We start from the raw sequence: 24,669 nt of genomic DNA, 5'->3' as shown, positions 1-24,669 counted from the left end.
AGGAGAAAATGATGAATAGTTTTTTTGATAAAATGGGTGAAAAACTGATGCCATTTGCATCTAAAGTAAGTGCAAATCGTTATTTAAATGCGATTAAAGAAGGTTTCTTTGGCGTAATGCCAGTTATTATTGTTGGTTCCTTATTCTTGCTTTTTACAAGTATTCCTATTAATGGTTATAGTGAACTTATGACAGGGCTTTTAGGGGAAAATTGGAGTCAAATATTTATGGTTCCTTATCGTATGAGTTATGGAATCATGTCAATTTATGTAGTTGTAGGAATTGCACGTTCTCTTGCACATTTTTATAAAGTAGATACAAGAGAATCAATTGTTGTATCATTTATTGCTATCTTCATGTTAACACCTGTTTTAGTAACAGAAGATGGACTAAAAGGATTACCACTTGATAATTTTAGTGCATCAGGATTATTTTTAGCAATTATTACAACTTGTTTAGCAGTAGAAATCTTTAGATTTGTTGTTCAAAAAGGATGGACAATTAAATTACCAGATTCAGTACCTCAAAATGTGGCTAAACCATTTGAAGCTTTAATTCCAGTAGTTATTATCTTTATTATTTTTAACTTTGTAAGAATTGGTTTTGAAATGACAAGTTTCAAAAGTGCACAAAATTTCATTTTTACAATGTTACAACAACCATTACAATCTATTGGTAGTACATTACCAGCTACAATTTTAGTTTTATTAATAGAATCAATTTTATGGATCTTTGGTTTACATGGATCAAGTATTGTTTCTTCAGTAATGAATCCTATTTGGAGATCATTATCTGCTGAAAACGCTGCAGCAATTGGACTTGGAAAAGCTGCTACACATATTGTCAATTATCAATTTATTGCTAACTTTGTTAAATTAGGAGGAACTGCAGCTACTTTAGGATTAGCACTTGTTATTGTCTTTACTGCTAAATCATCTAGATATAAAGCTTTAGGTAAATTATCATTAATTCCTTCATTATTTAATATTAATGAACCATTGATCTTTGGTATGCCAATTGTTTTAAATCCAATTATGGCTATTCCATTTGTGATTGCTAATATTACAATGGCAATTGTCACTTATGCTTCTACATATATTGGATTAGTCCCAGTAAGTATTGGGGTCGAAGTTCCTTGGACAACACCACCAATTATTTCAGGTTTCTTATTATGTGGTATTAGAGGAGCTTTATTACAAATTGTATTATTATTAATTTCAATGGCTATCTATTATCCATTCTTTAAAATGTTAGATAAACAAGAAGTCAAAAAGGAATCTATTGAAAAGGCATAATTGCCTTTTCTTTAATATAGGGGGAAAATATGTTATATAAATATGAAGAAGATTATGTTGAACAAGAAGCTGATTATTCTATAGAACTTTTAAAACAGTTAGCAACTATTCCAGCACCATCTTATCATGAAGAAAAAAGAGCACAATTTTGTAAACAGTGGTTTAAAGAAAGAGGTATTGAGACAACAATTGATAAGATGAATAATGTTGTTATTAAAATGTTTGATGATAATCAAGATATTGCTGTATTTTGTGGGCATCTTGATGTTGTTTTTGCTGATATGGAACCGTTAAAAATAACACAAAAAGGGAATTATTTATATGGACCAGGAGTAGGAGATGATACAGCTAATGTTGTTCATTTAATGCAAGTGATTCATTATATTCACCTTCATCATTTACATGGAAAGACAGGTATTTTGTTTGTTTTAAATACGTGTGAAGAAGGTTTAGGAAATTCTAATGGGTGTCGTTATATTGTTGAACAGTATAAAAACCGTATTAAATCATTTATTTCTTTTGATGGATATTTGAATCAGTGTACAAATAGTGCTGTAGGTTCTAAACGTTATCGTTTGACTGTTCATTGTCAAGGAGGACATTCTTATGCTGATTTTGGCAAAGAAAATGCTATTGAGACTTTAAGTAAAATTATGTATGAATTAAGTCATCAACAAATACCAACAGAAGCTAAAACAACTTATAATTTTGGAAAAATAGAAGGTGGAACAACAATTAATGCAATTGCTTCTACAGCTACATTACTCTATGAATATCGTTCTTCTATGCAAAACTGTTTAGATATCATGGAGAAACAATTTCAAGAAATTGTTTCACACTACTCAAATGTAGAAATTGAAATTTTAGGAGTAAGACCTGGAAATGGTTTATTAAATCAAGAGAAATTTGAAAAATTTACAGATCATAATGTGAGATTGATTAAAGAATATTATTTAGATGATGTAGAAAAATGTGCTAATGGTACAGATTCAAATATTCCTTTATCTTATGGAATATGTGCTAATACGATTGGAACTTTAATGGGAGAAAAAGCACATACTTATGATGAATGGATTGATTTAGATTCTTATAAGATAGGTTTTAAAGTCATGATGAATATTATTTTAGAATATTTTAGGGATTAAAATGAATGTTTATTTAGTAATTAATAAAATTTTACAATTGTTTATGATGATTGTTTTAGGTTTTATCTTAGGAAAAATGAAAGATTTTGATGAGAGTTTTATTGATAAAATGAATCGTTTTGTTTTAAATATAACAATGCCTTGTTTAATTATTTCATCTGTAAGTGCCAATAAAAATGGTATTCCTTATCAAGATTTATTTTTATCAATGATTATTTTAATTATTATATTACCTATTTTTGCTTATTTGTGTTTGAAAATAAGTTCTTTAAAAGATAAATCACTCTATTTATTTATGATAATCTACCCTAATGTAGGTTTCATTGGTTTTCCTCTATTACAATCATTATTTGGTAAACAATCGCTTTTATTAACAGCTTTAATCAATATGCCTTTTAATCTATCATTGTTTACTTTAGGAATGATGATTATGTCAAATAATAAATCATTTCAAATAAAAAAACTCATTACGCCAGGAATTATTGCTTCATTGATTGCAGTGTTATTATATATTTTTTCAATATCATTACCTGAAACATTGTTACAACCTATTCAATTGATAGGTAATATGACAACACCATTAGCAATGATTATTATTGGAGCAACACTTTCTAAATATCCTATCAAGAAAATATTACTCGATAGAAAGATTTACTTATTTACAATATTCATTGATTTAATCATTCCAATGATTTTTTCACCATTAGTTCATTTTCTTATCAAAGATACAATGATTCAAGCAATGACGATGATTATTTTAGGGATGCCTGTAGCTAATGGTGCTGTTTTATTTGCGAAAAGATATCAACAAAATGAATTTTTAGCAGCAAAAACAGTTTTTCTATCAACTTTATTATCAATTATAACAATACCGGTGGTGGCTCTATGTTTCATTTAAATAAAAAATATTTTTTAACATTGATAACAGTTATTTTAGGTGCTTTTGTACAAGCTTATGTCATCAAAGTCTTTATTCAACCAGCTAATTTATTATCAAGTGGATTTACAGGAGTTGCGATATTGATTGAAAAGATTACATCAACTTATTTTCATTTCTCATTTTCTACTTCTTTAGGAATGATTGTATTAAATGTACCAGTAGCTATTTTATGTTATAAAAGTATTAGTCCTAGATTTACGTTCTTTTCTTTATTAGAAGTTTTTCTAGCAAGTTTCTTTTTAAAAATAATTCATTTTCCACCTTTTTTTGATGATACTTTATTGAATGTGATTTTTGGTGGAACTCTTTATGGATTGATGACAGCAGGTGTTTTAAAAATGAATGCTTCAACAGGAGGAACAGATTTTGTTGCATTATATATTTCTAATAAAAAAGGAAAATCGATTTGGAGCTATGTTTTTATTTTTAATTCAATTATATTATTGATTTTTGGATTTATGTTTGGTTGGATCCATGCAGGATATTCTATTTTATTTCAATTTATTTCTACTAGAACAATAGATTCATTTTATCATCGTTATGAACGTGTTACTTTACAGGTAACAACAAAAAAAGCACAAGCTGTGATGAATAAATATATTAAAAATTATCGACATGGAATATCATGTGTTGAAGCTATTGGAGGATATAGTCATGAAAAGATGTATTTATTACATACAGTTGTTTCTAGTTATGAGGTTTTAGATATTGTAGAGTTAATGAAAACAGTAGATTCTCATATTATTGTTAATGTTATAAAAACTGAAAATTTTTTTGGTGGCTTTTATCGCCCACCGATTGATTAAAGCAATTGAAAGATTGCTTTTTTCTTTTTAAAAAAGAGTTATAATAATAGAAAGAGTTAAATAATGTTTCTAAAGAGATTGACAATGGAGAATTATATGTTATACTTAAGTAGTAATCATTCCTAATAAGGAATTAAAAAAAGGAGAAAAGAAATATGGCTAAATTTGTATGTAAAGTATGTGGATATGTTTATGAAGGAGATGCAGCACCAGCTGAATGTCCAGTATGTCATGTAGGAGCTGACATGTTTGAAGAAGTAAAAGGTGAAATGAAATTAGCGGCAGAACATGAATATGGTATTTACGCTAAAACTGTAAAAAATAATCCTGATATTAGTGATGAAGATAAAAAATATATCTTTGATCAATTAAAAGCAAACTTTGAAGGTGAATGTTCAGAAGTTGGTATGTATTTATGTATGGCAAGAATTGCTCATAGAGAAGGTTATCCTGAAATTGGTTTATATTGGGAAAAAGCTGCTTATGAAGAAGCAGAACATGCTGCTAAATTTGCTGAAATGTTAGGAGAAGACTTAGAACCAAATATGAAAGCAACTACTAAAGATAACTTAGCTTGGCGTGTTGATTGTGAATTTGGAGCAACAGCTGGTAAAGTTGAACTTGCTACATGTGCTAAAAAGAATAACTTAGATGCAATTCATGATACTGTTCATGAAATGGCTAGAGATGAAGCTAGACATGGTAAAGCTTTAAAAGGTTTATTAGATAGATATTTTGGGAAATAATAGAATTATTGAATTATAGAAGGGCTCAATTGAAATGAGCTCTTTTTATCTACAGTAGTAATTAAATTCTCAAAAATTAAAATATTATAATCAAAAAAATGTGAAAGATATTTGTTGAAGTATGATAGTATTAAGTTGCTAGATATAAATATTTAGCAACGCCTTTTTTATTATTACTATACACTATCTAAATTATAACTTTAAATAAACATGCATCCTTCCCACCTGCAGCGCCTGCACAAGCAACAGTTACAAAAAATTTAGAGTTTGCAGAAGCTAAAGGAAATGAAACTGGTGGTGTTTATAATGTTGAAAAAACATCTAAGTTAAATTTTGCTACAGCATTCCCACATGCAGGGCCATATGAATATACAGTAAAAGAAACTCAAGGTACTGATAAAGGAATGACATATTCTACAAAAGAATATCGTTTAAGAGTTTATGTAGCAAACAATACAGATAGTCTACATACATTAAATCTATAACTGTAGTAGATACAGAAACTGGAGAAAAACCAGATAAGTTATCATTTAAAAATACGTATGAAAAAAATGGTGGGGAAGATTTTAAAGAAAATCAAGCCTTAGTTGTAGAAAAACAAACAGTAGGAGAATTAGCAGATAAAACTAAAAACTTTACTTTCAGATTAACATTAAGAAAAGCAAAGACAGCAAAAGATGAAACAATCATCGGAAAAATTGGAAATAAAGAAGTAAAATTTACATATGGAGAAGAAAAAGAATTCCAATTACGTGATGGTGAACAATTAGTATTTGAAAAACTACCAGCAGGGACAAGCTACAACGCAGTCGAAGTTGGTGAAACTGATGGATATACACCAAAAGTAACAGTCATCGAAGACGGTAAACAAAACGCAGATAAAGCAGGAACAGATGCAGGTGATTTATCAAGTGCTGCAACAGGACAAACAAACTTAGTAGGTGAAAAAGAAAATAGAGTAACATTTGTCAATACTTATAAAGATGTAGCAGTAACAGGAATTATCACAAACAATATGCCATTTATCGTATTAGCTGGATTATTAGCAAGTGCAATCATTGTTTTAGCTGTTGCTAAAAAGAAAAAATGTCTGAATAATTTGTAAGTTTTCTACAATAGATAAACAAAAGGCCTTTATATCATAGATGATTGCTATAGTATAGTATAAGAGCCTTTTTCTTTATGAAAAAAATATTATATCTTTGAAATAGTTTTATTCAAAAGAGTTTGTCAAGAAAAGTGTGCAAGTAATTTAACAATTACTAAAATAGGTTATTCAATTGTAAGTGTCAAATAAATAATGGATGAATTCAATACAATAAGGATGTACTTAATAAGGAGGCGCATCTTTTTTGATAATTAGAGGAAAAGAAAAATGGAAGGAAGTTATCGAAGCACAGAAACAAAGTGGTTTGACAATTAAAAAGTATTGTAATGACAATCCTATTTGTATTTCCAGCTTCTATAAACAAAAGGCTTTGATTCTTGATGAAGAAAATATTTTTATTCCTGTCATCATTGATAAAAGTAATGATGTTATTGATTTTGATATTGACCGTCATCGTATTTTCTGTTCCAAACAAAATTTCAAGATTTTATTGGAGAACCTGCTATGCTTATCAATAATGATGAAATCAAAAATATTTATGTTGCCAAGCGGTTTTGTGACATGAGAAAACAAATTGATGATCTTACTTTGATTGTTACATCTCAGTTCAGCATGAATGTCTTGGATCATAGCCTGTTTATTTTTACTGATTTTTCACCAAGTTACATTTGGCTTCGTAGGATTATAATGTCTGTTTAATAGATTTTTTAGTTTGTAAGAGAAATCATGACTAATCGTTGTTTGAATATATGGCTTAATATATTTTGCCTTGAGATTGTTTTCCTTCATGATCGAGTAAACATAATTTTGACTTACCTTGTCACCCTTTTTGTTCAGTAGTTCTGTTATTTTTGGTGATCCATATATTTCATGCGATTCCTTATGGGTTTTCTTTTGCTTTTCTTCCTTGACTGCTTTATAAATATCTGTTTTGTTTATTTTCCCAGTATGCCAATAGCCTTTTTTAACACTTCTAACACATCTTGTGTATCTTTTAATTCTTTTCTTAATCTTGCAATTTCTTTAGCCTCATCACTAGAAAAATTACCAGATCCTCGAGACTCAATTTTATTGCCATTTTTATTTGCATCTTTTATCCATTTATGAATTGTACTATCTGCAATACCAAAACTTTTAGCAATAGAAACTTTGGATTCTTCAGGATGTTGGTTAGCATAATCTACAACTCCTTGTTTAAATTCATCATCAAATACTGGTTTTGTCATAGTCTTTCTCCATTTCTTTTTTTACTTATGACATTGTACCAAATGATGTTTAATTCTTCTATTTAACTTGTACAGTTTTTATACTAACATCAATATTTATATTATTATACTGTGGTTTGGAAAAATAAAAAATTGTATTTCATCAACGTTTCATAAATGGTGTGTATAATATTATTGAAAGTAGTTATAAAAGGCTTTTGTTTAAAAAATAAAGGAGGATAAAATTATGGAAAAAAAGTAGCCAGAGGTGCATTCCTATTACTTATGTTATGTTTGAGCTTAAGTACAGTTGGGTGTAAAAAAAGTAATGAAAGCAATAAAATTAAAGAAGGACAATCAATAAGTTCTGAAGAGAAGGGTACGTCAACTAACAAAAAGGATAAAAATGCAACATTTAAGCCATCAGATTATACTTTAAAAACAAAAAAAGAATATGTTTATGAATATTTAGGTCTTAAATTTAAACTTTCAAATAAATTTAAAAAGTATATGAATGATAAAAAGATAGCGATGTTAGATGATCAAAGTCCTATAAATAAGGAATTAAAATATGCTTTTTTAACTTTTAATAAAATGACTAAAGAGCAAAAAAAAGCAGTTGTTGATAAAAAGGAAGGTGGTTATGAAAAATGGGAAAATGGGCTTAAAAGAATTGGAACTATTGGTATATTTGAAAAAAATACAGCAGAAGAAAAAATATCTAAAATGACAAAATGTGATACTCATACTAAAATAGGAGTTTCAAGTGATGGAAAATACGATTGCTATTTTAGTACGAACAGCGAATCTGAAATTAAACTTCTGAATGAATTTAAAAAAACTGAGATTCAAATTATAGAAAAAAAAGAACGTCCTAAAAACGGTTTTGTTCTATCAGAAAAAACTGATTTAGAAAATACAGAAGCATTTAAAAAATAATCAGTTAGGAATTTACGTAAACTATTACTAAAAGACATAAATGGTTAGGATTTTACAAGTAAATATTTTGAGAAGTATGGTAAACGTATTTACAATTTAGCGTAAAGTTTGTGTAAAAGAGATTCCAAATTTAGTTGAGGTTTAGAACGAAATAAAAATTAAATGTTTTAATATTGTTAGTGTTGTTACAGATAATGTTGATGATAATGGTGAAAACAAGGGAGTAATTGAAAAAGAATTAACAAAAATAAAAAATAAGTAAATGTAAAGCGGTGAAAGGTATATGGTTAATTAGTTTTAAAAAGGCCGTACTTTCTCTTTAGTAATTGTCTTTATTAATATGACTGTGACTTACTATGGATATAGTCATGGAGCGACTAGAGTTGAATTGGAGAAGGCAATAAGAATTTGCTTGGAGTGTGTTGGAATTGGATAGAATTAAAAAAATTGAGACATTTAAGCTTGATAAGAATTTGAGAAAATTGAAATATATAATATTGATTGTATTTGTAATAATACTTCCTCTATTTTTAGTTGATATTTTAGGACAAGGGTCTCCATATTTTTGTAAGCTTATTAGTCCAATTGGTATGCTTGGACTTTGGAAGCTATTTATTCAGTTATTAGCCCAATTTCAGTATTCAGGCATAGACTAGACGAAGAAAAGTGCATCAGTTGCGGTAATGTGAAAAAGTTTGCTAAATGAATATAGATCCAGTTGAAAATTGTAATCATCTAGAATGTATCAGATGTGGACGATGCAAAAATGCATACAATTAGTTGTGGAATAAAAAAATAGAGAGGAGCTTATTAGAAAAGTGATAAAAAACGCAATAGCATACATTACAAGAAAAAAAAATAGAACATTTATTATTTTTGTTATTTTAACAATAGTTCTTTCTTGTTTGTATTCTTGTTTAACAATAATGAAATCAAGCAATGAAATAGAAAAGACTTTATACGAAAGTTCTAATTCTTCAATATCAATAACAAAAAAAGATGGTAAATATTTTAATGTTAATCAATTTAAGGATATTGAAAAATTAAAAGAAATTGAAGAAACAATAATTCAATATGATGGATTAGCAAAATTAAAAGGTGCTAAAGTAGTTAGTGGAGAGCAAAAAATAAATAGAGAAGATTTATCTGATAAATTTAAGAATGTTGTTTCACTCGAAGCTACAAATAATACTAAAAGAAACATTTTATTTAATAGTGAAGTATTTACAATTAAAGAAGGTAAAAATATAGAGAAAAATGATAAAAACTCAATTATTGTTCATGAAGAATTCGCTAAACAAAACAATCTAAAATTAGGTGATGAAGTTGATCTTGAATTACTAGATATTGAAAAAAGTGGAAAAATAAAAAGTCATAAATTTAAAATTATAGGTATCTTTTCTGGTAAAAAACAGGAAACATATACAGGATTATCTTCTGATTTTAGTGAAAATATGGTGTTTGTAGATTATTCAACAAGCCAAGAGATATTAAATAACTTAGAAAATAATAAAATTGCAAATAAAATTTTAATGTATTCTGGTAGTTTAGAATCTACAAACTTAGTCTTAAATAAATTGAAAGAGCTTAAAATTGATGAATCAAAGTATTCCATTGAAAAAGATTCTAATGTATTTGAGGAATCTTTAGAGTCAGTAAGTGGAATAAAACATATAATAAAAGTAATGACTTATTCTATTATGTTAGGAGGAATGATTGTTCTTTCATTAATCTTAGTTCTATGGTTAAGAGAAAGAATTTATGAAATAGGTATATTTTTATCTATTGGAACATCTAAGATACAAATTATAATGCAATTTATATTCGAGTTAATATTCATATCGATACCAAGTATAATATCTTCCTTATTTTTAGGAAATGTATTACTAAAAGTAATTGTAGATGGATTCATTAACTCAGAGGATTCAATAATTTCCGGTGGAAGTTTAATAAATAATAGTGGTTTTATGTTAAATATAGTAGCACTTGGACAAAGTTATTTAATATTAATAAGTATTATTGTTTTATCAGTTGTATTTGCTTCTTCATTAATATTAATCAAGAAGCCTAAAGAAATATTATCAAAAATAAGTTAGGAGAAAATAATGGATATATTAGAAATAAAGAATGTGGCATATAGTTATGTAAATTCTAAAGAAAAAGTTTTGTCAGGAGTAGATCAAAAATTTGAACTTGGGAAGTTTTATGCGATAGTAGGAAAGTCAGGGACAGGAAAAACTACACTTCTTTCCTTACTTGCTGGACTTGATAAACCTAAAACAGGAAAAATATTGTTTAAGAATGAAGATATACAAAAGAAAGGATATAACAATCATAGAAAAAATAATATATCTTTAGTATTTCAAAACTACAATTTGATAGATTATTTAACACCGATTGAAAATATTAGATTAGTAAATAAATCAGCAGATGAAAGTATCTTGTTTGAACTAGGTTTAGATAAAAAACAAATAAAAAGAAATGTTTTGAAATTATCTGGTGGACAGCAACAAAGAGTAGCTATTGCTAGAGCATTGGTATCAAATGCGCCAATAATACTAGCTGATGAACCTACTGGTAATTTAGACAGTGTTACTGCTGGAGAAATAATTGATATATTAAAGACGTTGGCTAAAGACAAAAATAAATGTGTAATAGTTGTAACACATAGTAAGGAAGTAGCAGATTCTGCGGATATTATTTTAGAACTAAGTGGTAAAAAGTTAAAAAAAGTAAATAAAATGAATTTGGAGGTTGAATAATGATAAAAAATGCATTTGCTTATGTAACTAGAAAAAGCTTAAAATCATTAATTATTATGTTAGTTATTTTATCTATGTCTACTTTAAGTCTCATTAGTTTATCTATTAAAGATGCTACGGACAGAGCTTCAAAAGAAACATTGGCTAATATAACAAATAGTTTTTCTATGGAGATAAATAGACAAGTAAATCCAGGAACACCTAGAGGTGGGGGAAATGTAAAAGGTGAAGATATTAAAAAGATATCTCAAACAGATAGTATAGACTCCTATGTAAAAAGAATAAACAGTGTTGCAGATTTAGTTGATTATGATATTATTGAAACTTCAGAGACTCTTGCGAATCAATCACCTGAAAGAGCGAAGAATTTTAAAAGAACAGTTATGTTAACTGGGGTTAATGACTCATCAAAAGAAACAAAATTTGTATCAGAAGCATATAAATTAGTAGAAGGAAAGCATTTAGAAAATGAAGATAAAAATAAAATATTAATGCATAAAGATTTAGCTAAAAAAAATAATCTTAAAGTTGGAGATAAGATAAAATTAAAATCTAATTTATTTGACGCTGATAATGAAAAAGGTGCAGATGAAACAGTAGAAGTAGAAATTAAAGGTCTATTCGATGGGCATAATAGTGGTGGAGTAAGTGCAGCACAGGAACTATACGAAAATACATTAATCACTGATATTGATACGGCCGCTAAAGTTTATGGTAATACAGAAGATACAGCTGTATACCAAGATGCAACATTCTTTGTAAAAGGTGATAAGAATCTTGATAGTGTGATAAAAGATCTTGGGAAATTAGATATAAATTGGAGAGAATATAATTTGATTAAAAGTTCATCAAATTACCCTGCATTACAACAATCTATATCAGGTATCTACTCAATTTCAAATAAATTATTTGTAGGTTCATTAATATTTGCAGGAGTTGTAGTTTCATTATTACTATTCTTATGGATGAATGCTAGAAAGAAAGAAATAGCAGTATTACTATCATTAGGTATATCAAAATTAGAAATTTTTGGTCAATTCCTAATTGAGATGATATTTATATCAATCCCCGCATTCGTTGGTTCTTATTTCTTAGCTCAATATACAGCTGATAAGCTTGGGAATAATATATTGAATAAGGTTACTGGTGATATAGCTAAACAAATAGCTAGACAAGCTGCATCTAGCCAATTAGGTGGTGGGGCAGAAGCTGAAGGATTTAATAAGACATTATCAAGTTTAGATATAAATGTATTACCTAAATTCATAATTTATGTAGTTATATTTATGAGTTTAGTACTTCTTGTATCATTGATTATTTCTTCATTCGATATATTAAGAAGGAATCCAAAAGAATTATTAATTGACAATAATTAAAAATTTTGGTGCTTTCTAGCACCGAAATTTTTTTGACTTTTAAATATCAAATAATATGCTGTATAATATAAGTGTATAGGCTTAAGTGGAGGTATTTATGAAAATATTAATTGTTGAAGATGATAATATGATCAGAGAGGGAATAAGTGAATATCTTTTGGAATTTGGATATACTGTTATTCAAGCTAAAGATGGAATAGAAGCTTTGTCAAAATTTAATAACGCTATAAATTTGGTTATCTTAGATATTCAGATACCTTTTATAAATGGTTTAGAAGTGTTGAAAGAAATTAGAAAGAAAAGCAATTTACCAATTCTAATCTTGACTGCATTTAGTGATGAAGAATATAAAATTGATGCATTTACTAATTTAGCAGATGGATATGTAGAAAAGCCATTTTCATTGCCAGTCTTAAAGGTTAGAATAGATTCTTTGATTAAGAAGAATTATGGACATTTAGAGAAGTTTGAATATAAGGATTTATCGGTTAACTTTAATAGCTATACAGCTAAAATAAATGATGAAGAAATAGATGTAAATGCAAAAGAACTAGATGTATTAAAGTGTCTATTGGATAATAATGGACAAGTATTAACTAGAATGCAAATTATTGATTATGTATGGAAAGATAGCGAAGAAATTCCTTACGATCGAGTAATAGACGTATACATAAAAGAACTTAGAAAAAAATTGCAATTAGACTGCATAACCACTATAAGGAATGTGGGATATAAATTGGAGATAAAATGAGAAAATGAAAAAATTAAAGATATTTCCCAAAATGTTCATACAAATATTTTCTGTTCTTGGAATAATAATTATATTAGTTCATTTATTAGTTTTCTTTATTTTTCCTAAAACATATTTGGAGACCAGAAAAGAAGAGGTCTATAATAAAGCAAATGAAATTTCCAGTATTATGAATGGAAAAGAAATAAAATATATAGAACAAACCTTGGAACTTTATTCTAAAAGTAGCGAAATAAAGGCATTTATAAAAGAAAGAAATAATAATAATAATGAAATAAAAATCAAAGATAATATAGATGCTAATTTAGAAAGTAATAGTAATTCTTTGATAATTGAAGAAAGAGAAATAAAGCTTAATGATGGTAAAAAAACATATCTACAATTTGTCTCTACAGCTGATATGCAAAAAGATGCAAAAGATTTAAGTCTTAAATTTTTACCATATTCTTTGTTAATATCAATTTTATTTTCTTCTATTATTTCTTTAATTTATGCAAAATTAATAAAAAACAATGTACAAGAAATACAAATTGTTACTGATAAAATGATGAAACTTGATAAAAAAATACGTTTAGAAGTTAGCTCTAATGATGAAGTTGGAGAATTAAAACAACAAATTAATGATTTGTATTCTACTTTATTAAGAACAATTGACGATTTAGAATTTAAAAATAAAGAAATTTTAAAATTAGAAAAGTTAAAATATGACTTTTTTAAAGGTGCATCCCATGAACTTAAAACTCCTCTTGCTAGTCTTAAAATAATACTGGAAAACATGAAATACAATATTGGAAAATATAAAGAAAGAGATATTTATATTAATGAATGTATTGAAATCGTTGATAGTTTAACAAAAAATATTTCTCAAATATTATCAGTTCATTCTATAGAAAATTTGAATAATGATGAAGAATATTTGAAAATAAATGATACATTAGAAGATGTATTAAAAAAGTATGAAATATTAGCACATCAAAAGAAAATAACTATCAATAATTATATATTAGATGAGAATGTTTATATAGGAAAAACAGCTTTAAAGATTATTTTATCTAATTTGATTAGTAATGCGGTAAAATATACTGATGTAAATGGGGTAATTAATATTGGGATGGTTAATGATTGGTTATATATAGAAAATTCATACGGTAACAATAAAATTTCGAATATGGATGAAATATTCGATGTTAAATTTGATTTAAATAAGGAAAATAGTAATGGATTAGGTTTATATATTGTAAGTAATATTCTGAATAATTACAATATAGAATATAAAGCATTGCAGGATGAAGAATTTTTTATCTTTAAAATTAAAATATTATCTTAAGTAAGATATAATTTTTTAATAGTTATTGAAAAATAGAGACTTATTAATTGTGGAAATAAAAACTTTTTTCTTATTGAAAGTGAAAAGAAAATAATTGATAAATGATTATTCCACTCTAATTGATCACTTATTCCGATTAGGTTGATCAAGTATTCCGACAGACTTGATCAACTGCTATTTTTCATTAAATTCCGATGGGGCTGATCAATCATTATGATGAACCTGACCATCTAAAAGTTTTGGTTATTAGATATCAGCTAAAGCACTTATACAAAAGTTTACTAAGCTATTCTGTACTAATAAATTGAAAACATAGACTTGCTGAGTTGAATGTTACGCTAGAAAAGTCCATTCAATACGTTGAATAAGTCCACTTTACCAAAATATTGAATATGTTTATAAAGTCAAAAGGATTTAATATATTCTTCTTGCAATAATTTCTATATTAAAAATTTGAAAGGGACTGTTTATTTTAATATTCTCAAAAAATTAAATAGATTAATAAAAAATATGGGAAAAAACGCATAAAATTGTATGCTATCATACCATCAAGTTATAAATAGATGTGTCCAAAATAGTAAAGCATTTATTGTAGCTTAGGTAAGCTAAACTAAATCGGTTCAGTTTGCTATCTAAAGTAGTTAATTATTAATGAATAGGTACAAACTCGTTTTTTAATACTTCTTTAAATTTTTATTACATATAAACCTTATTCATTAAAATATTTATAGGAGGTGATACAACACAAAATAATGAAAGCTTTTAGATTTTAATAGCAATCTAAAAAGCTACCACTCTATAAAACTTAATATTATAAATCGCTTGTTAATCTTAGATAGAGGGTAGACTTATAAGTTAATATTCTAAAAGTTAAAAATAAGATTATTGTTAAAGATGTCTAGATAAAAATTAATTTTGGTACATTGCACAATTATAGATATTATGATCCATTTAATGATTCTAACTCTTAAATTTATAGACAGGTAGCATTCTCAAATAAACATTAAGTGTTTAAATAACAATTCTTATTTAATATTGAGTAGTTGTAAAAAAAGAATTTAAGTAGAATGAATAATTTATAAAAGAAATAATAGAGTGTATCTATGAGAATATGATATTAGGTATTTTCATTTTAATAATAACTTCCCGAAAAAATATTAAAACCTCATAAAAAAAGATAATTTTACTGTAAATCATTTCTATACATGCTTAATCATTATATTTTATGCACACATAAATACGTACTTTTATAAATTGGTAACTTAATTCTAAGTAGTTTAAAGAATTATAACTTTTGATTAAAAATAAAATTCATTCTCCCAAATGAAAAACGTAACAATTCCGAATCAAATTTTATAATTCTTTTTTTCATTTATATAATAAGGAGGCATTTATGATTCATTCAGTAAAAGATTTTGTAGATAAAAAAATGAATAATAAATTAATTTGTTTTAATAATGTTTTAGATGATTATTTATTTTTTTATGATATAAAAAAGGATTCTTTTTGTGCTACAAAAAGAAATAAAAAACATATCGAAGATGATCATGTCTTTTTAGATGATTATAAAAGTATAAAAGAAAAAATATATTTTAAGGATAGAAATATAATTGATAATTTATATAACAAAATCATTCGTAAAGAAATTGTTTTGGGAACTATTTATGAAAAAAACAAGTTAAAAATAAAAGAATATATTGGTGTTGAAAACTTATTTGATTCTTTTAAATTAAATAATGCAGGATTTGCTTTGATGATGAAAGTAGATCAGTATGATGAAATTCATTTTACGACTTACTATAAATATGGTGACTTTGTAAAAAGTAGTATAAAAAAATGTATTATTTCTTCTTTGAAAAAGAAACAAAAATATATTGAATTGGATTCATGGAATTTTTTAATTATTGATTTAGAAGGAGACGCAGAAGATGCAAAGAATCTTTTTCAATGTATTACCAATTCAATAAATCAGTTATTAAATGATAAGAAACAAAAAATCTATTTTTCAATAGCTGCAGGAGCTATTGAATTGAGTAAAGAATTTTATTCTTATGACAGAGTGTTAGAGTGTTTGAATTTTTCTTTAAATCGTGCAGAGGGATTTAATGGAAATAAGTTCTATCTATTTGATATGCAACACTATATAAGATTAAAAAGAAAAGAAGAAATATTAAAACATATTTATTGGGCTATTAATCATGATTTTGAAGGTTTCGAACTTTATTATCAGCCGATTATTGATATAAATACAAAATCAATAATAACTTTAGAAGCACTATTGAGATTAAAAATGAAAGATGAGTACATTCAACCGAAAGAATTTATTTCTTTACTTGAACAAACACACTTAATTCTTCCTGTGGGAAGATGGGTTTTAAAAACAGCTATGGAAAGTTGGAAAGAATTGCAACAATTGATTCCAGGTCTAAAAATGAATGTGAATATGTCATTTGTGCAAGTAAATCAAAATAATAGTGTTCAAATGATTATAGATATTATAAAAGAAATAGATACAACTTTATTAGGAATAGAAATAACAGAAACAGGGGAATTAAATTCAAATCAATATTATAATTTTTGTATAGGGCTAGAAAAAGGGAAAAGAGCACTTATATTAGATGATTACGGATCTGGATTTTCAAATGTACATCGTTTAACAGCGGCAAAACCACAATATATAAAAATTGATCATTCATTTACAAAACATATTATAAAATCGGATTATTATCGAAAAATATTAAAAAATACTATTACAGATGTAATTAAATCTTTAGGCGCTGATTATATGCAAGGTTGTTTATTTGCAAGACCAATGGATAAGCATTCTTTTATAAAAAATCATAAAAGAATGAGTGAAAATTTCTTAAATAACTAAAAGAAGATATATAGGGGGAAATATGAATTTAGATTTTTTAAAAAGGATAACAGGGGGACTATTCTTATTAACAACAGAATTTAACGGTATAAAGAATGGTTGTATTATTAATAATTGTATGGAGGTTTCAACAAATCCATCATGTATTTCTATATCGGTTATGAAAAATAGTTATACAAATGAATTGATAGAAAAATGCAAAAAATTTGCGATTAGTATTTTAAATAAAGATGTATCAAGTGAAATGGTAAAGAAGTTTGAACTTTTTTCAGGAAGAAAAAATGATAAGTTTCAAAATATTTCAACAGTTATGGATAAAAATAATGTTCCTTATGTAACAAAAAATGTAAGCACTGTCATAAGCGCTAATGTAATCAGTAAATTTGATTTAGGAACACATACACTCTTTATTGCGCAAGTTATTGATATCAATGATATCAATAATAGTAAGCCTATTACATATGATGAATATCAAAAAAATGTGGTATTAAAAGAAAAAAATAAAGCATCATCTCAACATATTATAGGATGGAAATGTCGAAGATGTGGTTATGTACATATTGGTGAAATACTGCCTAATAATTTTATTTGTCCTTTATGTGGCCGAGGAAAGGATGACTTTGATCCTATATTTAAAGAGGAAATAGAAAATTGAATTTAGTAGTATATTATCAAAGTAATGGAAAAGTAGTAAATCACAAGTATTATATTGAAGTGATTGATCATGATAGTTGTTCATCTGTTAAATTTGATCTAATTACAAAAAGATTTATATTCTTTGAAAAAAGAAGAATAAGAAAAAGAGTTTATATGGAATTAAATAAATCAAAGTTACTTTTAGAAAGTATGGATTTTAACTTATCATGTAATGAAAAATTACAATTTCCTGTATTAAAAATATAGCAGGGGTATTAAATGAGAGATGAATGTGGTCTTAGAAAGTTAAAAATCATATAAAAACAGCTGTGAAGAGTAAATTTTTTCTAGCTAAAAAATATGATAAAATAGTAGTAAAAAGGGAGAATATGGGGAACCATGTTCTCTTATTTTGTAAGCGCCAACCAAAATCTAACGAAAGGATATTTCATCATGCAAAGTATAACACATTTAATTAATTCTATTGAATCTTTTTCTAAACAAAATTTTAAATTCTCTCAATATTTTCAACCTTTAAACATCTTGAACAAGATTCCTGATTCTATTTCTGATCATTTAAACAATGTTGATTTCATTTATCATCTTGATGAAGCTTCCAAACATATTGATTGGCTCAATGACTTCTTTGAAAACAATATCAATCCCATTACCAAGAAACAGCTGTCTCATTTGAAATCTTCTAATAATAAAGATATCCAAATCCCTTATGCTGATTTAAAAGTTGATGAACCTCCTCTTTTTAAAAATGATTCTGTTCAACAGCTTTCTTTTGAAGATATCAATCGTAATGGCACTATCACACCTGTAAAAAGAAGAGACCCTGATTCTTTTAACTTTGATGGTATTTGTCCTTACTGTGGTGATAAAGCTAAAGATTTTATCTCTATCGTTGAAAACAAAATTAAATCTAACAAGCTCTCTTCTATTGATGAAACCATCAATTATTTGATTCTTCATCAATCTGATGAAATCGCTAATTTAGAAACTATTTCTACTAAAACCTTTTACAACTATGTACATCAAGGGAGAACATCTATAAAACCTATCGATCTTCCTCGTATGGTTAGAAAGAAGACAAAGAAAAACTGGAAAACCTATATTCCTAAAAGAAAAAAGGAACTTCCATTGCAGAAAGACCAGATTATATCAATGAAAGAGGTGAATTTGGTCATTGGGAAGGTGATCTGGTTACTGGTCCCAGAGATGGACAAAATGGAGCTTATCTTACTTTATTAGAAAGAAAAACTCGATTTTATTATATGATTTCTATTTCTTCCAAATCATCAAAGAAGGTATATATGCAAATCAACAAGCTTCACAAGTTTTATGGGAAGAGCTTTAAAGATATTTTCAAATCCATTACTTTTGATAACGGTAATGAGTTTTCAAGATGGAAAGATATGGAAATAAAGCCCAACACAAAAGAACAAAGAACTAAAATTTATCTTGGTAGACCCTATCATTCTTGTGATAGAGCTTCAAATGAAAACTGCAACGCTCTTGTCAGGTATTTTATTAAAAAGGGAACAGATATTAATACAATCGATAAAAAAGCAAGCATTGATATAAACAACAAAATAAATCAAAAGAAAAGGAAGATACTTGGATATCTTCCTGCTGAAAAATTATTTCTTGACGAATTAACAAAAATTAACGTAACTGAAAATACGATTTTCTATAAAAATTAATTACTTTTTTCTCTTATTTCCAGTTTCTGCTTGCAATTCGGGTTTTTATAAAAAAAAGATTAGTCGATTTAAAATGTGGCAAGTATAGAAAACCTATTTTAAAAGGAAAATACGCTAAAACGACAATGACAACATAGTTTTAAAATAAATTCCCAAAAATTTGCAATAATTTACTAAAAAAATGAGAAAAACATATATATACTAAGTGTTAATATTTATATATATATTAAGTATTAATATATATATAAATATTAAGCAGGGCAGTTTAGTCTAAAAATAAAATAAATTATATTTGTTTTACAAATATATAGTAGTCTCTACTGGTCTGACTTAGCTTAGAATATGGAAAGGGAGGAAAAATATACAATGAAGAAAATCTTAAAACTTGTTATTTGTTGTGTTTTAGTGTTAGGATTGATTACAACTATTTCGGCTAATACTAATAAAACTAGTGCACTTGGTGAAACTAGTAATATTGAAAGTTTTGAAACGAAATATAACTATGATACAATTGATGTCAATAAATCACCTAATTTTCACGTTAATGACACAACATCAGATGCTTCACGCATTCGTACTTCGCCGCATTTTATTAATACTAATAAATTTACGACGAGTAATGAAAAAAAATGCACAATTAAATAAATATGGAGCAATATTGTTGTTATCAGATTTATGGTGTGCTTATGATTGGGGAGATGCAAATGTTAGCTATGATCAAGTATTAAAAAATGAGTGGGCACTATCACCCCAAACAAATATTAACAATATTGTAGTTGATGTCAAAACAAAAGATGGAACGTTTAGCAGACGAACATTACAGTTCAATGATGCAGATTGGAAGATGTATTTAGAGGTTAAGGATACTAATGGGGACAGAGCAGTTTTCACACCGAACAATAGTAATGGAACAATTAGAATTAAGAAAAATGGAACTAATACGGATATCACTACTTTAAAGTTAGTTCAAGGTCGTGTTACTAAGCAAATGAATAAGGGAATCATTGAATCAAGTAAACATAATTTCGATATGTTTAAAGGAGGTTATGGTAGCCCAAGTTACAATACAAACCAATGGAAACCTGAATACGCTCAAAATTTAAATCAATATACTACTTATTTTGTTAGAACTGTAAATTTTGGAGGAAAAATTGGATCGGTTGATTTGCTTATAAAAGCTACTAATATTATTGATGTAAACTGTTCTGGTTGTTTAACATACGCGATGAGCAAGCCAACTATTGTAAATCAGCAAGCTATTAAAATCAATAAAAGAAGTATAAATTTTGATAAAAATAAAGATTCAAAAAATGTTCAATTCAGTATTACAGGTGACAATACTGCTAATGTTAATTTAACTTTAAATGGCGAAGGTAGTGCTACCGATAATGTTCAAATTCCTATGCCAACAGATAAGGATGAATTTGAAATTGATGTCAAAGAAGTTTACGGCAATGGTTTTAAAACTACACCAGAAAATGGCTACCATGTGAAATTTAAATCTAAATATGCAATCAATGGAATTAATCATATCAAAATTTGGAGTTATTCATTAGATAATGGAAATACATGGAGCGAATATGAAGAAATTCCTAATTTAAATTTTATTAACGCTAAGCCTAAAGTTACTTATACAACAGATGGGCATGGAACATTAAGTAAAAATGAAGAAATTGTTGATATCAATGGTAGCCCAGAAGGAGTTAAAGATACTCCAAATGAAGGGTACAATTTTAAAAATTATGTTGTAAATAAAGACGTAAAATTAAGAGATGGTACTGTTATTAAAGCAGGAAACGCTATTGAAGAAAATCAAATTTCTCAAATTGTAGTTGAAGAAGATATTGAAATTCAAGCAGTTCATGAATCAAAAATTGATATATCATTAGATGACCGTTTTACATGTAATCAACCAGTTGACAAAGTTTATAATGGTCAAGAACAAAAGTGGACTCCAACTATTAAAGATAATGTTACAGGAAAAGATTTAGTTGAAGGTGTTGATTATGATGTTGTTTATAGTCAAGATTTAACAAATGTAGGTGATGTAACAGTATCTATCAAAGGTAAAGGTATATATCAAGGTGAAAAGCCACTTTCATATAAAATTACCCCTAAAAAAGTTAAATTAACAGCAAACAGCGCAGAAAAAGAATATGATGGGAACCCAATTAGTGATTCTGGATATTCTGTATCTGACGGTGGATTTGTTAAAGGAGAAGAATTTGATATTAGAGTTACTGGTGAGCAAACATTTGTTGGTGAATCGAGCAACACAATTACAGCAGTAACTCCTAAAGGTAATGCTAAAAAAGAAAACTATACAATTGAGTTGGTTCCTGGAATTTTAAAGGTTACTGATGGAACTAAAAACAAACCAATTGATTCTAACAAAGTTATTAAAAAATCACATGACAATTCTAAAACTTATAGGTTGGGAGAAGTCGTTGAATTTACTATTGAAGCTACTAATATTTATGGTCAAAATAAAAATATGATTATTGAAGAGCAAGAAGGGGTTACTATTACTGGTAATACAAGGTTTGAAAATGTCGAACCTGGAAAAACTGTAACCACTACAGCTCAACATACAGTTACTGAAGCAGACATACTAAAAGGTACTGTATATACAAATAAAGTAAGTGTTTCTTTTGAAAATGGTAAGAAATTTGAAAATACTGATAAGGTAGCTATTGAAACTAAAAATTCTAAATTAACAGTAAATAAACGTACTGTAAGTACACCAAAAGACGGGAATGTGTACGCTCTAGGTGAAAAAATTGAATATGAAATTTCAGTTACAAATAGCGGTAATCTAACTGTTAAAAATATAGAAGTAAATGATGAATTAACAGGAGATAAATGGACTGTAAAGGAATTAGCGCCTGGGCAAACAAGCGAAACTTTTAGAACATCTTATACTGTAACTGAGAAAGATGTTTTAGCAGGTACTGTAAAAAAACAAAGCAACAGCTAAAGGAGAAAGTCCTGATAAGGACAACTTAGAAACAAAAGTTGATCCTGGAATAAGGGAAGAAGCTGTTGAAACTTCTAAACCAAGTTTTGTAGTTATTAAAGAAGCTCAAGAAGGTTCTTACAAATTAGGTGAAACAGTTGTTTATAACATTAAAGTTATTAACAACGGTAATGTATCAATCAACGACATCAATGTTAGAGATGATTTAACTGGTGATACTTGGACAATTGATACTTTAAAACCAGGAGAAGAAAAAGAATTAACTGCTAAGTATGTTATTACTGAAGATAACATATTAGATGGTGAAATTGTAAATGTTGCTAGTGCTAAAGGTCAAGATCCAAAAGGGAATGATATAGAAGAAACTGGTTCATCAACAATTACTCCAGAAGAAATTAATGCTCATATGATTGTTAATAAGAAAACAGTAAGCAATCCAAAAGACGGTAAATCTTATAAATATGGTGAAGAAATTAAATATGAAATCACTGTAACAAATGACGGAAATGTTACTTTATACAATGTTAATGTTAGTGATAAATTAACAGGAGATAAATGGACTATTAAAGAATTAACTCCTGGAGAAACTAGTAAAGTATTCAAAACATCTTATAAAGTAACTGAAAAAGATGTTCTAGCAGGTTCAGTTGTTAATACAGCAACCGCAACAAGTGATGATATCTTAGATAAAATTACTCCAGAAGTCGTTCCTGGTAAACAAGAAGAAAATGTAGAAGCTGCAATTTCAAGTGTTTTAGTTGAAAAAAAAGCTAAAGAAGGTACATATAAAGTAGGTAATACTGTAACTTATGAAATTAAAGTTATCAACAATGGTAATGTTACTGTTTCGGGAATCAAAGTTATTGATGAATTAACAGGAGATAAATGGACTATTGATAACTTAAAGCCAGGAGAAGAAAAAATATTCACTACTAAATATGTAATAAAAAAAGCAGATGAAGATAGAGGATATGTAAAAAATACTGTTAAAGTAGAAGGATTAGGATCTAATGGAAAAGATGTCAGTGTTAATGGTGAATCAACAATTAAAGTTGAAAAAACTGAAGTTGTTACAAAACCTACAACAGGTGATGATACTCAATTAATTCTATGGGCTACTTTAGCAATAACATGTGGTGGAATTATTATTTATTTAACTTCTAAAATAAGAAGAAAAGAAGAAAAATAATATTTATTGAATTGATTACTACAATAGAAATCATTCAATAGATAAAACTTAGTAGAAACAGATCTCATGAAACAGAAGAGGTCTGTTTTTACTACATATATTAAAACCACAAGATTTTGAAAAGCAGTTTCAAATATCATGGCTTGAAATAAAACCTAACAAATGATGTGGGGCAAATTTGCCCCACGTTTCTTTATACATTAGAAATCAATTTCGGAAATATCTAAGTCTGATGATGTATCAACATCATCATTTTGTGCGACAGGCAGTTGCTTATATGCCATGTTTATAGGGGCATGATATTTTCTATTTACAAATGGTTGCTCAAGATAGTTAGCTATAAACTTGAAATGTGTCAAGGAATATAGAAATCCTGTAGGTGAAAGTCCTACCTCATGTGCACTAGTGCTATTCGAGAAGCTTAATCTAGTGCACCACTGTGAAGTGATGTGTGAAGGAGATGACCAATTGAATTGTTTGTAAAGACGTTGAAAGAATGAAATGATTCTTACTTTAAGGTTATATTGTAGGCCATCAGCTTCTTTAGATGGATTGAAAATCACATCTACAAGATAAATATCTCTAAATTGTGCTATAGTGATATTAGGGTATGGTTTTTTAAAATTGACAATGTAATCAATTTCATTGTCGGATGCACGATTGTTGGCTGCCAAACCTTTATCACTGTGGTTCAATGTAGAATCTATACCTTTTTCTTTTAAAGGACGAATAAGCTGACGCTTAGAATGGCCAGTAATAATAGCTAATTTGTCATAAGATAAATTATGATCATCATTTAATTTTTTAGACAATAAATCAATAGCTTCTTTTTTGTCCAATAAAAAAACCTCCTTCATATAACATGATAGAGGATAAATTATAG

Annotated in this window: 26 protein-coding genes and 2 pseudogenes; 25 read left to right on the top strand and 3 right to left on the bottom strand. The window is 27.3% G+C overall.

Annotation, left to right across the window (positions count from 1 at the left end; genetic code table 11):
* Window positions 1-8: 8 nt before the first annotated feature.
* The 9 genes and pseudogenes from Fi14EGH31_RS11920 (at window position 9) to tnpB (ending at window position 6,739) form a co-directional block, all read left to right on the top strand.
* Window positions 9-1,295 (top strand): PTS sugar transporter subunit IIC, encoded by a 1,287-nt coding sequence (locus Fi14EGH31_RS11920; protein ID WP_234697787.1) that lies wholly within the window; start codon window positions 9-11, stop codon window positions 1,293-1,295.
* 29 nt (window positions 1,296-1,324) lie between these two features.
* A complete protein-coding gene (locus tag Fi14EGH31_RS11915; protein ID WP_117865153.1) occupies window positions 1,325-2,440 on the top strand; it encodes a M20/M25/M40 family metallo-hydrolase in 1,116 nt (371 codons plus the stop codon).
* A 1-nt stretch (window position 2,441) separates the two neighbouring features.
* Window positions 2,442-3,338 (top strand): AEC family transporter, encoded by an 897-nt coding sequence (locus tag Fi14EGH31_RS11910; RefSeq protein WP_117346425.1) that lies wholly within the window; start codon window positions 2,442-2,444, stop codon window positions 3,336-3,338.
* A complete protein-coding gene (locus Fi14EGH31_RS11905) occupies window positions 3,326-4,186 on the top strand; it encodes a YitT family protein (RefSeq protein WP_118473340.1) in 861 nt (286 codons plus the stop codon). The genes Fi14EGH31_RS11910 and Fi14EGH31_RS11905 overlap by 13 nt, the downstream gene beginning before the upstream one ends.
* A gap of 155 nt (window positions 4,187-4,341) precedes the next feature.
* Entirely contained in the window at window positions 4,342-4,932 is a 591-nt protein-coding gene (locus tag Fi14EGH31_RS11900) for a rubredoxin-like domain-containing protein (RefSeq protein WP_022000839.1), read from the top strand.
* 191 nt (window positions 4,933-5,123) lie between these two features.
* Entirely contained in the window at window positions 5,124-5,417 is a 294-nt protein-coding gene (locus Fi14EGH31_RS15745; protein WP_200765395.1) for a Spy0128 family protein, read from the top strand.
* Window positions 5,405-5,899: pseudogene (locus Fi14EGH31_RS15790) on the top strand (DUF7601 domain-containing protein); the annotation flags it as partial. The gene Fi14EGH31_RS15745 and the pseudogene Fi14EGH31_RS15790, both read left to right, overlap by 13 nt.
* 385 nt (window positions 5,900-6,284) lie before the next feature.
* Window positions 6,285-6,605: an IS66 family insertion sequence element accessory protein TnpA gene (gene tnpA / locus Fi14EGH31_RS11890; RefSeq protein ID WP_200764843.1), complete on the top strand. Its 321-nt coding sequence runs from the start codon at window positions 6,285-6,287 to the stop codon at window positions 6,603-6,605.
* On the top strand, window positions 6,545-6,739 hold the full coding sequence (gene tnpB / locus Fi14EGH31_RS15740; RefSeq protein WP_396132911.1) for an IS66 family insertion sequence element accessory protein TnpB: 195 nt from the start codon (window positions 6,545-6,547) through the stop codon (window positions 6,737-6,739). The genes tnpA and tnpB overlap by 61 nt, the downstream gene beginning before the upstream one ends.
* Here tnpB and Fi14EGH31_RS15735 read toward each other — a convergent pair.
* On the bottom strand, window positions 6,695-6,964 hold the full coding sequence (locus Fi14EGH31_RS15735; protein ID WP_396132940.1) for an IS3 family transposase: 270 nt from the start codon (window positions 6,962-6,964) through the stop codon (window positions 6,695-6,697). The genes tnpB and Fi14EGH31_RS15735 overlap by 45 nt on opposite strands.
* 11 nt (window positions 6,965-6,975) lie before the next feature.
* Window positions 6,976-7,266, bottom strand: coding sequence for a transposase (locus Fi14EGH31_RS11875; protein WP_117845053.1), 291 nt, complete (start codon window positions 7,264-7,266; stop codon window positions 6,976-6,978).
* Between the two features lie 264 nt (window positions 7,267-7,530).
* On the opposite strand from Fi14EGH31_RS11875, the gene Fi14EGH31_RS11870 reads away from it, so the two are divergent.
* The 16 genes and pseudogenes from Fi14EGH31_RS11870 (at window position 7,531) to Fi14EGH31_RS11800 (ending at window position 23,786) form a co-directional block, all read left to right on the top strand.
* Window positions 7,531-8,184, top strand: coding sequence for a hypothetical protein (locus tag Fi14EGH31_RS11870; protein WP_227408475.1), 654 nt, complete (start codon window positions 7,531-7,533; stop codon window positions 8,182-8,184).
* A gap of 325 nt (window positions 8,185-8,509) precedes the next feature.
* The gene (locus tag Fi14EGH31_RS15640; protein ID WP_318025949.1) at window positions 8,510-8,620 is read left to right on the top strand and encodes a CD1871A family CXXC motif-containing protein; all 111 of its coding nucleotides are present in this window, start codon (window positions 8,510-8,512) and stop codon (window positions 8,618-8,620) included.
* Between the two features lie 382 nt (window positions 8,621-9,002).
* Window positions 9,003-10,280: an ABC transporter permease gene (locus tag Fi14EGH31_RS11865; protein WP_200764842.1), complete on the top strand. Its 1,278-nt coding sequence runs from the start codon at window positions 9,003-9,005 to the stop codon at window positions 10,278-10,280.
* Between the two features lie 9 nt (window positions 10,281-10,289).
* Window positions 10,290-10,946, top strand: coding sequence for an ABC transporter ATP-binding protein (locus Fi14EGH31_RS11860; RefSeq protein ID WP_200764841.1), 657 nt, complete (start codon window positions 10,290-10,292; stop codon window positions 10,944-10,946).
* Window positions 10,946-12,322: an ABC transporter permease gene (locus Fi14EGH31_RS11855; protein ID WP_200764840.1), complete on the top strand. Its 1,377-nt coding sequence runs from the start codon at window positions 10,946-10,948 to the stop codon at window positions 12,320-12,322. The genes Fi14EGH31_RS11860 and Fi14EGH31_RS11855 overlap by 1 nt, the downstream gene beginning before the upstream one ends.
* A gap of 97 nt (window positions 12,323-12,419) precedes the next feature.
* Entirely contained in the window at window positions 12,420-13,073 is a 654-nt protein-coding gene (locus tag Fi14EGH31_RS11850) for a response regulator transcription factor (RefSeq protein WP_107030145.1), read from the top strand.
* A 4-nt stretch (window positions 13,074-13,077) separates the two neighbouring features.
* Window positions 13,078-14,400 carry a sensor histidine kinase gene (locus tag Fi14EGH31_RS11845; protein ID WP_200764839.1) on the top strand — a complete coding sequence of 441 codons (1,323 nt, stop codon included), beginning with the start codon at window positions 13,078-13,080 and terminating at the stop codon, window positions 14,398-14,400.
* A gap of 1,393 nt (window positions 14,401-15,793) precedes the next feature.
* Entirely contained in the window at window positions 15,794-17,275 is a 1,482-nt protein-coding gene (locus Fi14EGH31_RS11840) for an EAL domain-containing protein (RefSeq protein ID WP_022001899.1), read from the top strand.
* Window positions 17,276-17,297: 22 nt separating this feature from the next.
* Entirely contained in the window at window positions 17,298-17,930 is a 633-nt protein-coding gene (locus Fi14EGH31_RS11835; protein ID WP_200764838.1) for a flavin reductase, read from the top strand.
* Window positions 17,927-18,178, top strand: coding sequence for a hypothetical protein (locus Fi14EGH31_RS11830; protein ID WP_022001897.1), 252 nt, complete (start codon window positions 17,927-17,929; stop codon window positions 18,176-18,178). Before Fi14EGH31_RS11835 ends, Fi14EGH31_RS11830 begins: the two co-directional genes overlap by 4 nt.
* 186 nt (window positions 18,179-18,364) lie before the next feature.
* Window positions 18,365-19,168, top strand: coding sequence for a hypothetical protein (locus Fi14EGH31_RS11825; protein ID WP_117829373.1), 804 nt, complete (start codon window positions 18,365-18,367; stop codon window positions 19,166-19,168).
* Window positions 19,057-19,620 carry an IS30 family transposase gene (locus Fi14EGH31_RS11820; RefSeq protein ID WP_200765393.1) on the top strand — a complete coding sequence of 188 codons (564 nt, stop codon included), beginning with the start codon at window positions 19,057-19,059 and terminating at the stop codon, window positions 19,618-19,620. The genes Fi14EGH31_RS11825 and Fi14EGH31_RS11820 overlap by 112 nt, the downstream gene beginning before the upstream one ends.
* Before the next feature lie 342 nt (window positions 19,621-19,962).
* Window positions 19,963-20,265: a hypothetical protein gene (locus Fi14EGH31_RS11815; protein ID WP_158546531.1), complete on the top strand. Its 303-nt coding sequence runs from the start codon at window positions 19,963-19,965 to the stop codon at window positions 20,263-20,265.
* Window positions 20,240-22,597, top strand: a complete 2,358-nt coding sequence (locus Fi14EGH31_RS11810; RefSeq protein ID WP_200764837.1) for a DUF7507 domain-containing protein — start codon at window positions 20,240-20,242, stop codon at window positions 22,595-22,597. The genes Fi14EGH31_RS11815 and Fi14EGH31_RS11810 overlap by 26 nt, the downstream gene beginning before the upstream one ends.
* A 49-nt stretch (window positions 22,598-22,646) precedes the next feature.
* Window positions 22,647-22,949, top strand: a pseudogene (locus Fi14EGH31_RS15785) (DUF7507 domain-containing protein); the annotation flags it as partial.
* Window positions 22,950-23,003: 54 nt separating this feature from the next.
* Complete coding sequence (locus Fi14EGH31_RS11800; protein WP_195946360.1) at window positions 23,004-23,786, top strand: DUF7507 domain-containing protein; 783 nt, start codon at window positions 23,004-23,006, stop codon at window positions 23,784-23,786.
* Window positions 23,787-23,986: 200 nt separating this feature from the next.
* Here Fi14EGH31_RS11800 and Fi14EGH31_RS11795 read toward each other — a convergent pair whose 3' ends face one another.
* A complete protein-coding gene (locus tag Fi14EGH31_RS11795) occupies window positions 23,987-24,625 on the bottom strand; it encodes a hypothetical protein (RefSeq protein WP_107030150.1) in 639 nt (212 codons plus the stop codon).
* Window positions 24,626-24,669 lie beyond the last annotated feature (44 nt).

This window comes from Faecalibacillus intestinalis, assembly GCF_015097455.1.
Classification (GTDB): Bacteria; Bacillota_I; Bacilli_A; order Erysipelotrichales; family Coprobacillaceae; genus Faecalibacillus; species Faecalibacillus intestinalis.
The sequence above is the reverse complement of the archived record's forward strand: the minus strand, read 5'-3'. Positions and strand labels throughout refer to the sequence as shown.

Coding starts and splice junctions, on each gene's coding strand:
- Fi14EGH31_RS11920 (WP_234697787.1), top strand. CDS start 9: ATGATGAATAGTTTTTTTGATAAAATGGGTGAAAAACTGATGCCATTT.
- Fi14EGH31_RS11915 (WP_117865153.1), top strand. CDS start 1,325: ATGTTATATAAATATGAAGAAGATTATGTTGAACAAGAAGCTGATTAT.
- Fi14EGH31_RS11910 (WP_117346425.1), top strand. CDS start 2,442: ATGAATGTTTATTTAGTAATTAATAAAATTTTACAATTGTTTATGATG.
- Fi14EGH31_RS11905 (WP_118473340.1), top strand. CDS start 3,326: ATGTTTCATTTAAATAAAAAATATTTTTTAACATTGATAACAGTTATT.
- Fi14EGH31_RS11900 (WP_022000839.1), top strand. CDS start 4,342: ATGGCTAAATTTGTATGTAAAGTATGTGGATATGTTTATGAAGGAGAT.
- tnpB (WP_396132911.1), top strand. CDS start 6,545: ATGCTTATCAATAATGATGAAATCAAAAATATTTATGTTGCCAAGCGG.
- Fi14EGH31_RS11875 (WP_117845053.1), bottom strand. CDS start 7,266: ATGACAAAACCAGTATTTGATGATGAATTTAAACAAGGAGTTGTAGAT.
- Fi14EGH31_RS11870 (WP_227408475.1), top strand. CDS start 7,531: ATGTTATGTTTGAGCTTAAGTACAGTTGGGTGTAAAAAAAGTAATGAA.
- Fi14EGH31_RS11860 (WP_200764841.1), top strand. CDS start 10,290: ATGGATATATTAGAAATAAAGAATGTGGCATATAGTTATGTAAATTCT.
- Fi14EGH31_RS11855 (WP_200764840.1), top strand. CDS start 10,946: ATGATAAAAAATGCATTTGCTTATGTAACTAGAAAAAGCTTAAAATCA.
- Fi14EGH31_RS11850 (WP_107030145.1), top strand. CDS start 12,420: ATGAAAATATTAATTGTTGAAGATGATAATATGATCAGAGAGGGAATA.
- Fi14EGH31_RS11845 (WP_200764839.1), top strand. CDS start 13,078: ATGAAAAAATTAAAGATATTTCCCAAAATGTTCATACAAATATTTTCT.
- Fi14EGH31_RS11840 (WP_022001899.1), top strand. CDS start 15,794: ATGATTCATTCAGTAAAAGATTTTGTAGATAAAAAAATGAATAATAAA.
- Fi14EGH31_RS11835 (WP_200764838.1), top strand. CDS start 17,298: ATGAATTTAGATTTTTTAAAAAGGATAACAGGGGGACTATTCTTATTA.
- Fi14EGH31_RS11825 (WP_117829373.1), top strand. CDS start 18,365: ATGCAAAGTATAACACATTTAATTAATTCTATTGAATCTTTTTCTAAA.
- Fi14EGH31_RS11815 (WP_158546531.1), top strand. CDS start 19,963: ATGGAAAGGGAGGAAAAATATACAATGAAGAAAATCTTAAAACTTGTT.
- Fi14EGH31_RS11810 (WP_200764837.1), top strand. CDS start 20,240: ATGAAAAAAAATGCACAATTAAATAAATATGGAGCAATATTGTTGTTA.
- Fi14EGH31_RS11800 (WP_195946360.1), top strand. CDS start 23,004: ATGATTGTTAATAAGAAAACAGTAAGCAATCCAAAAGACGGTAAATCT.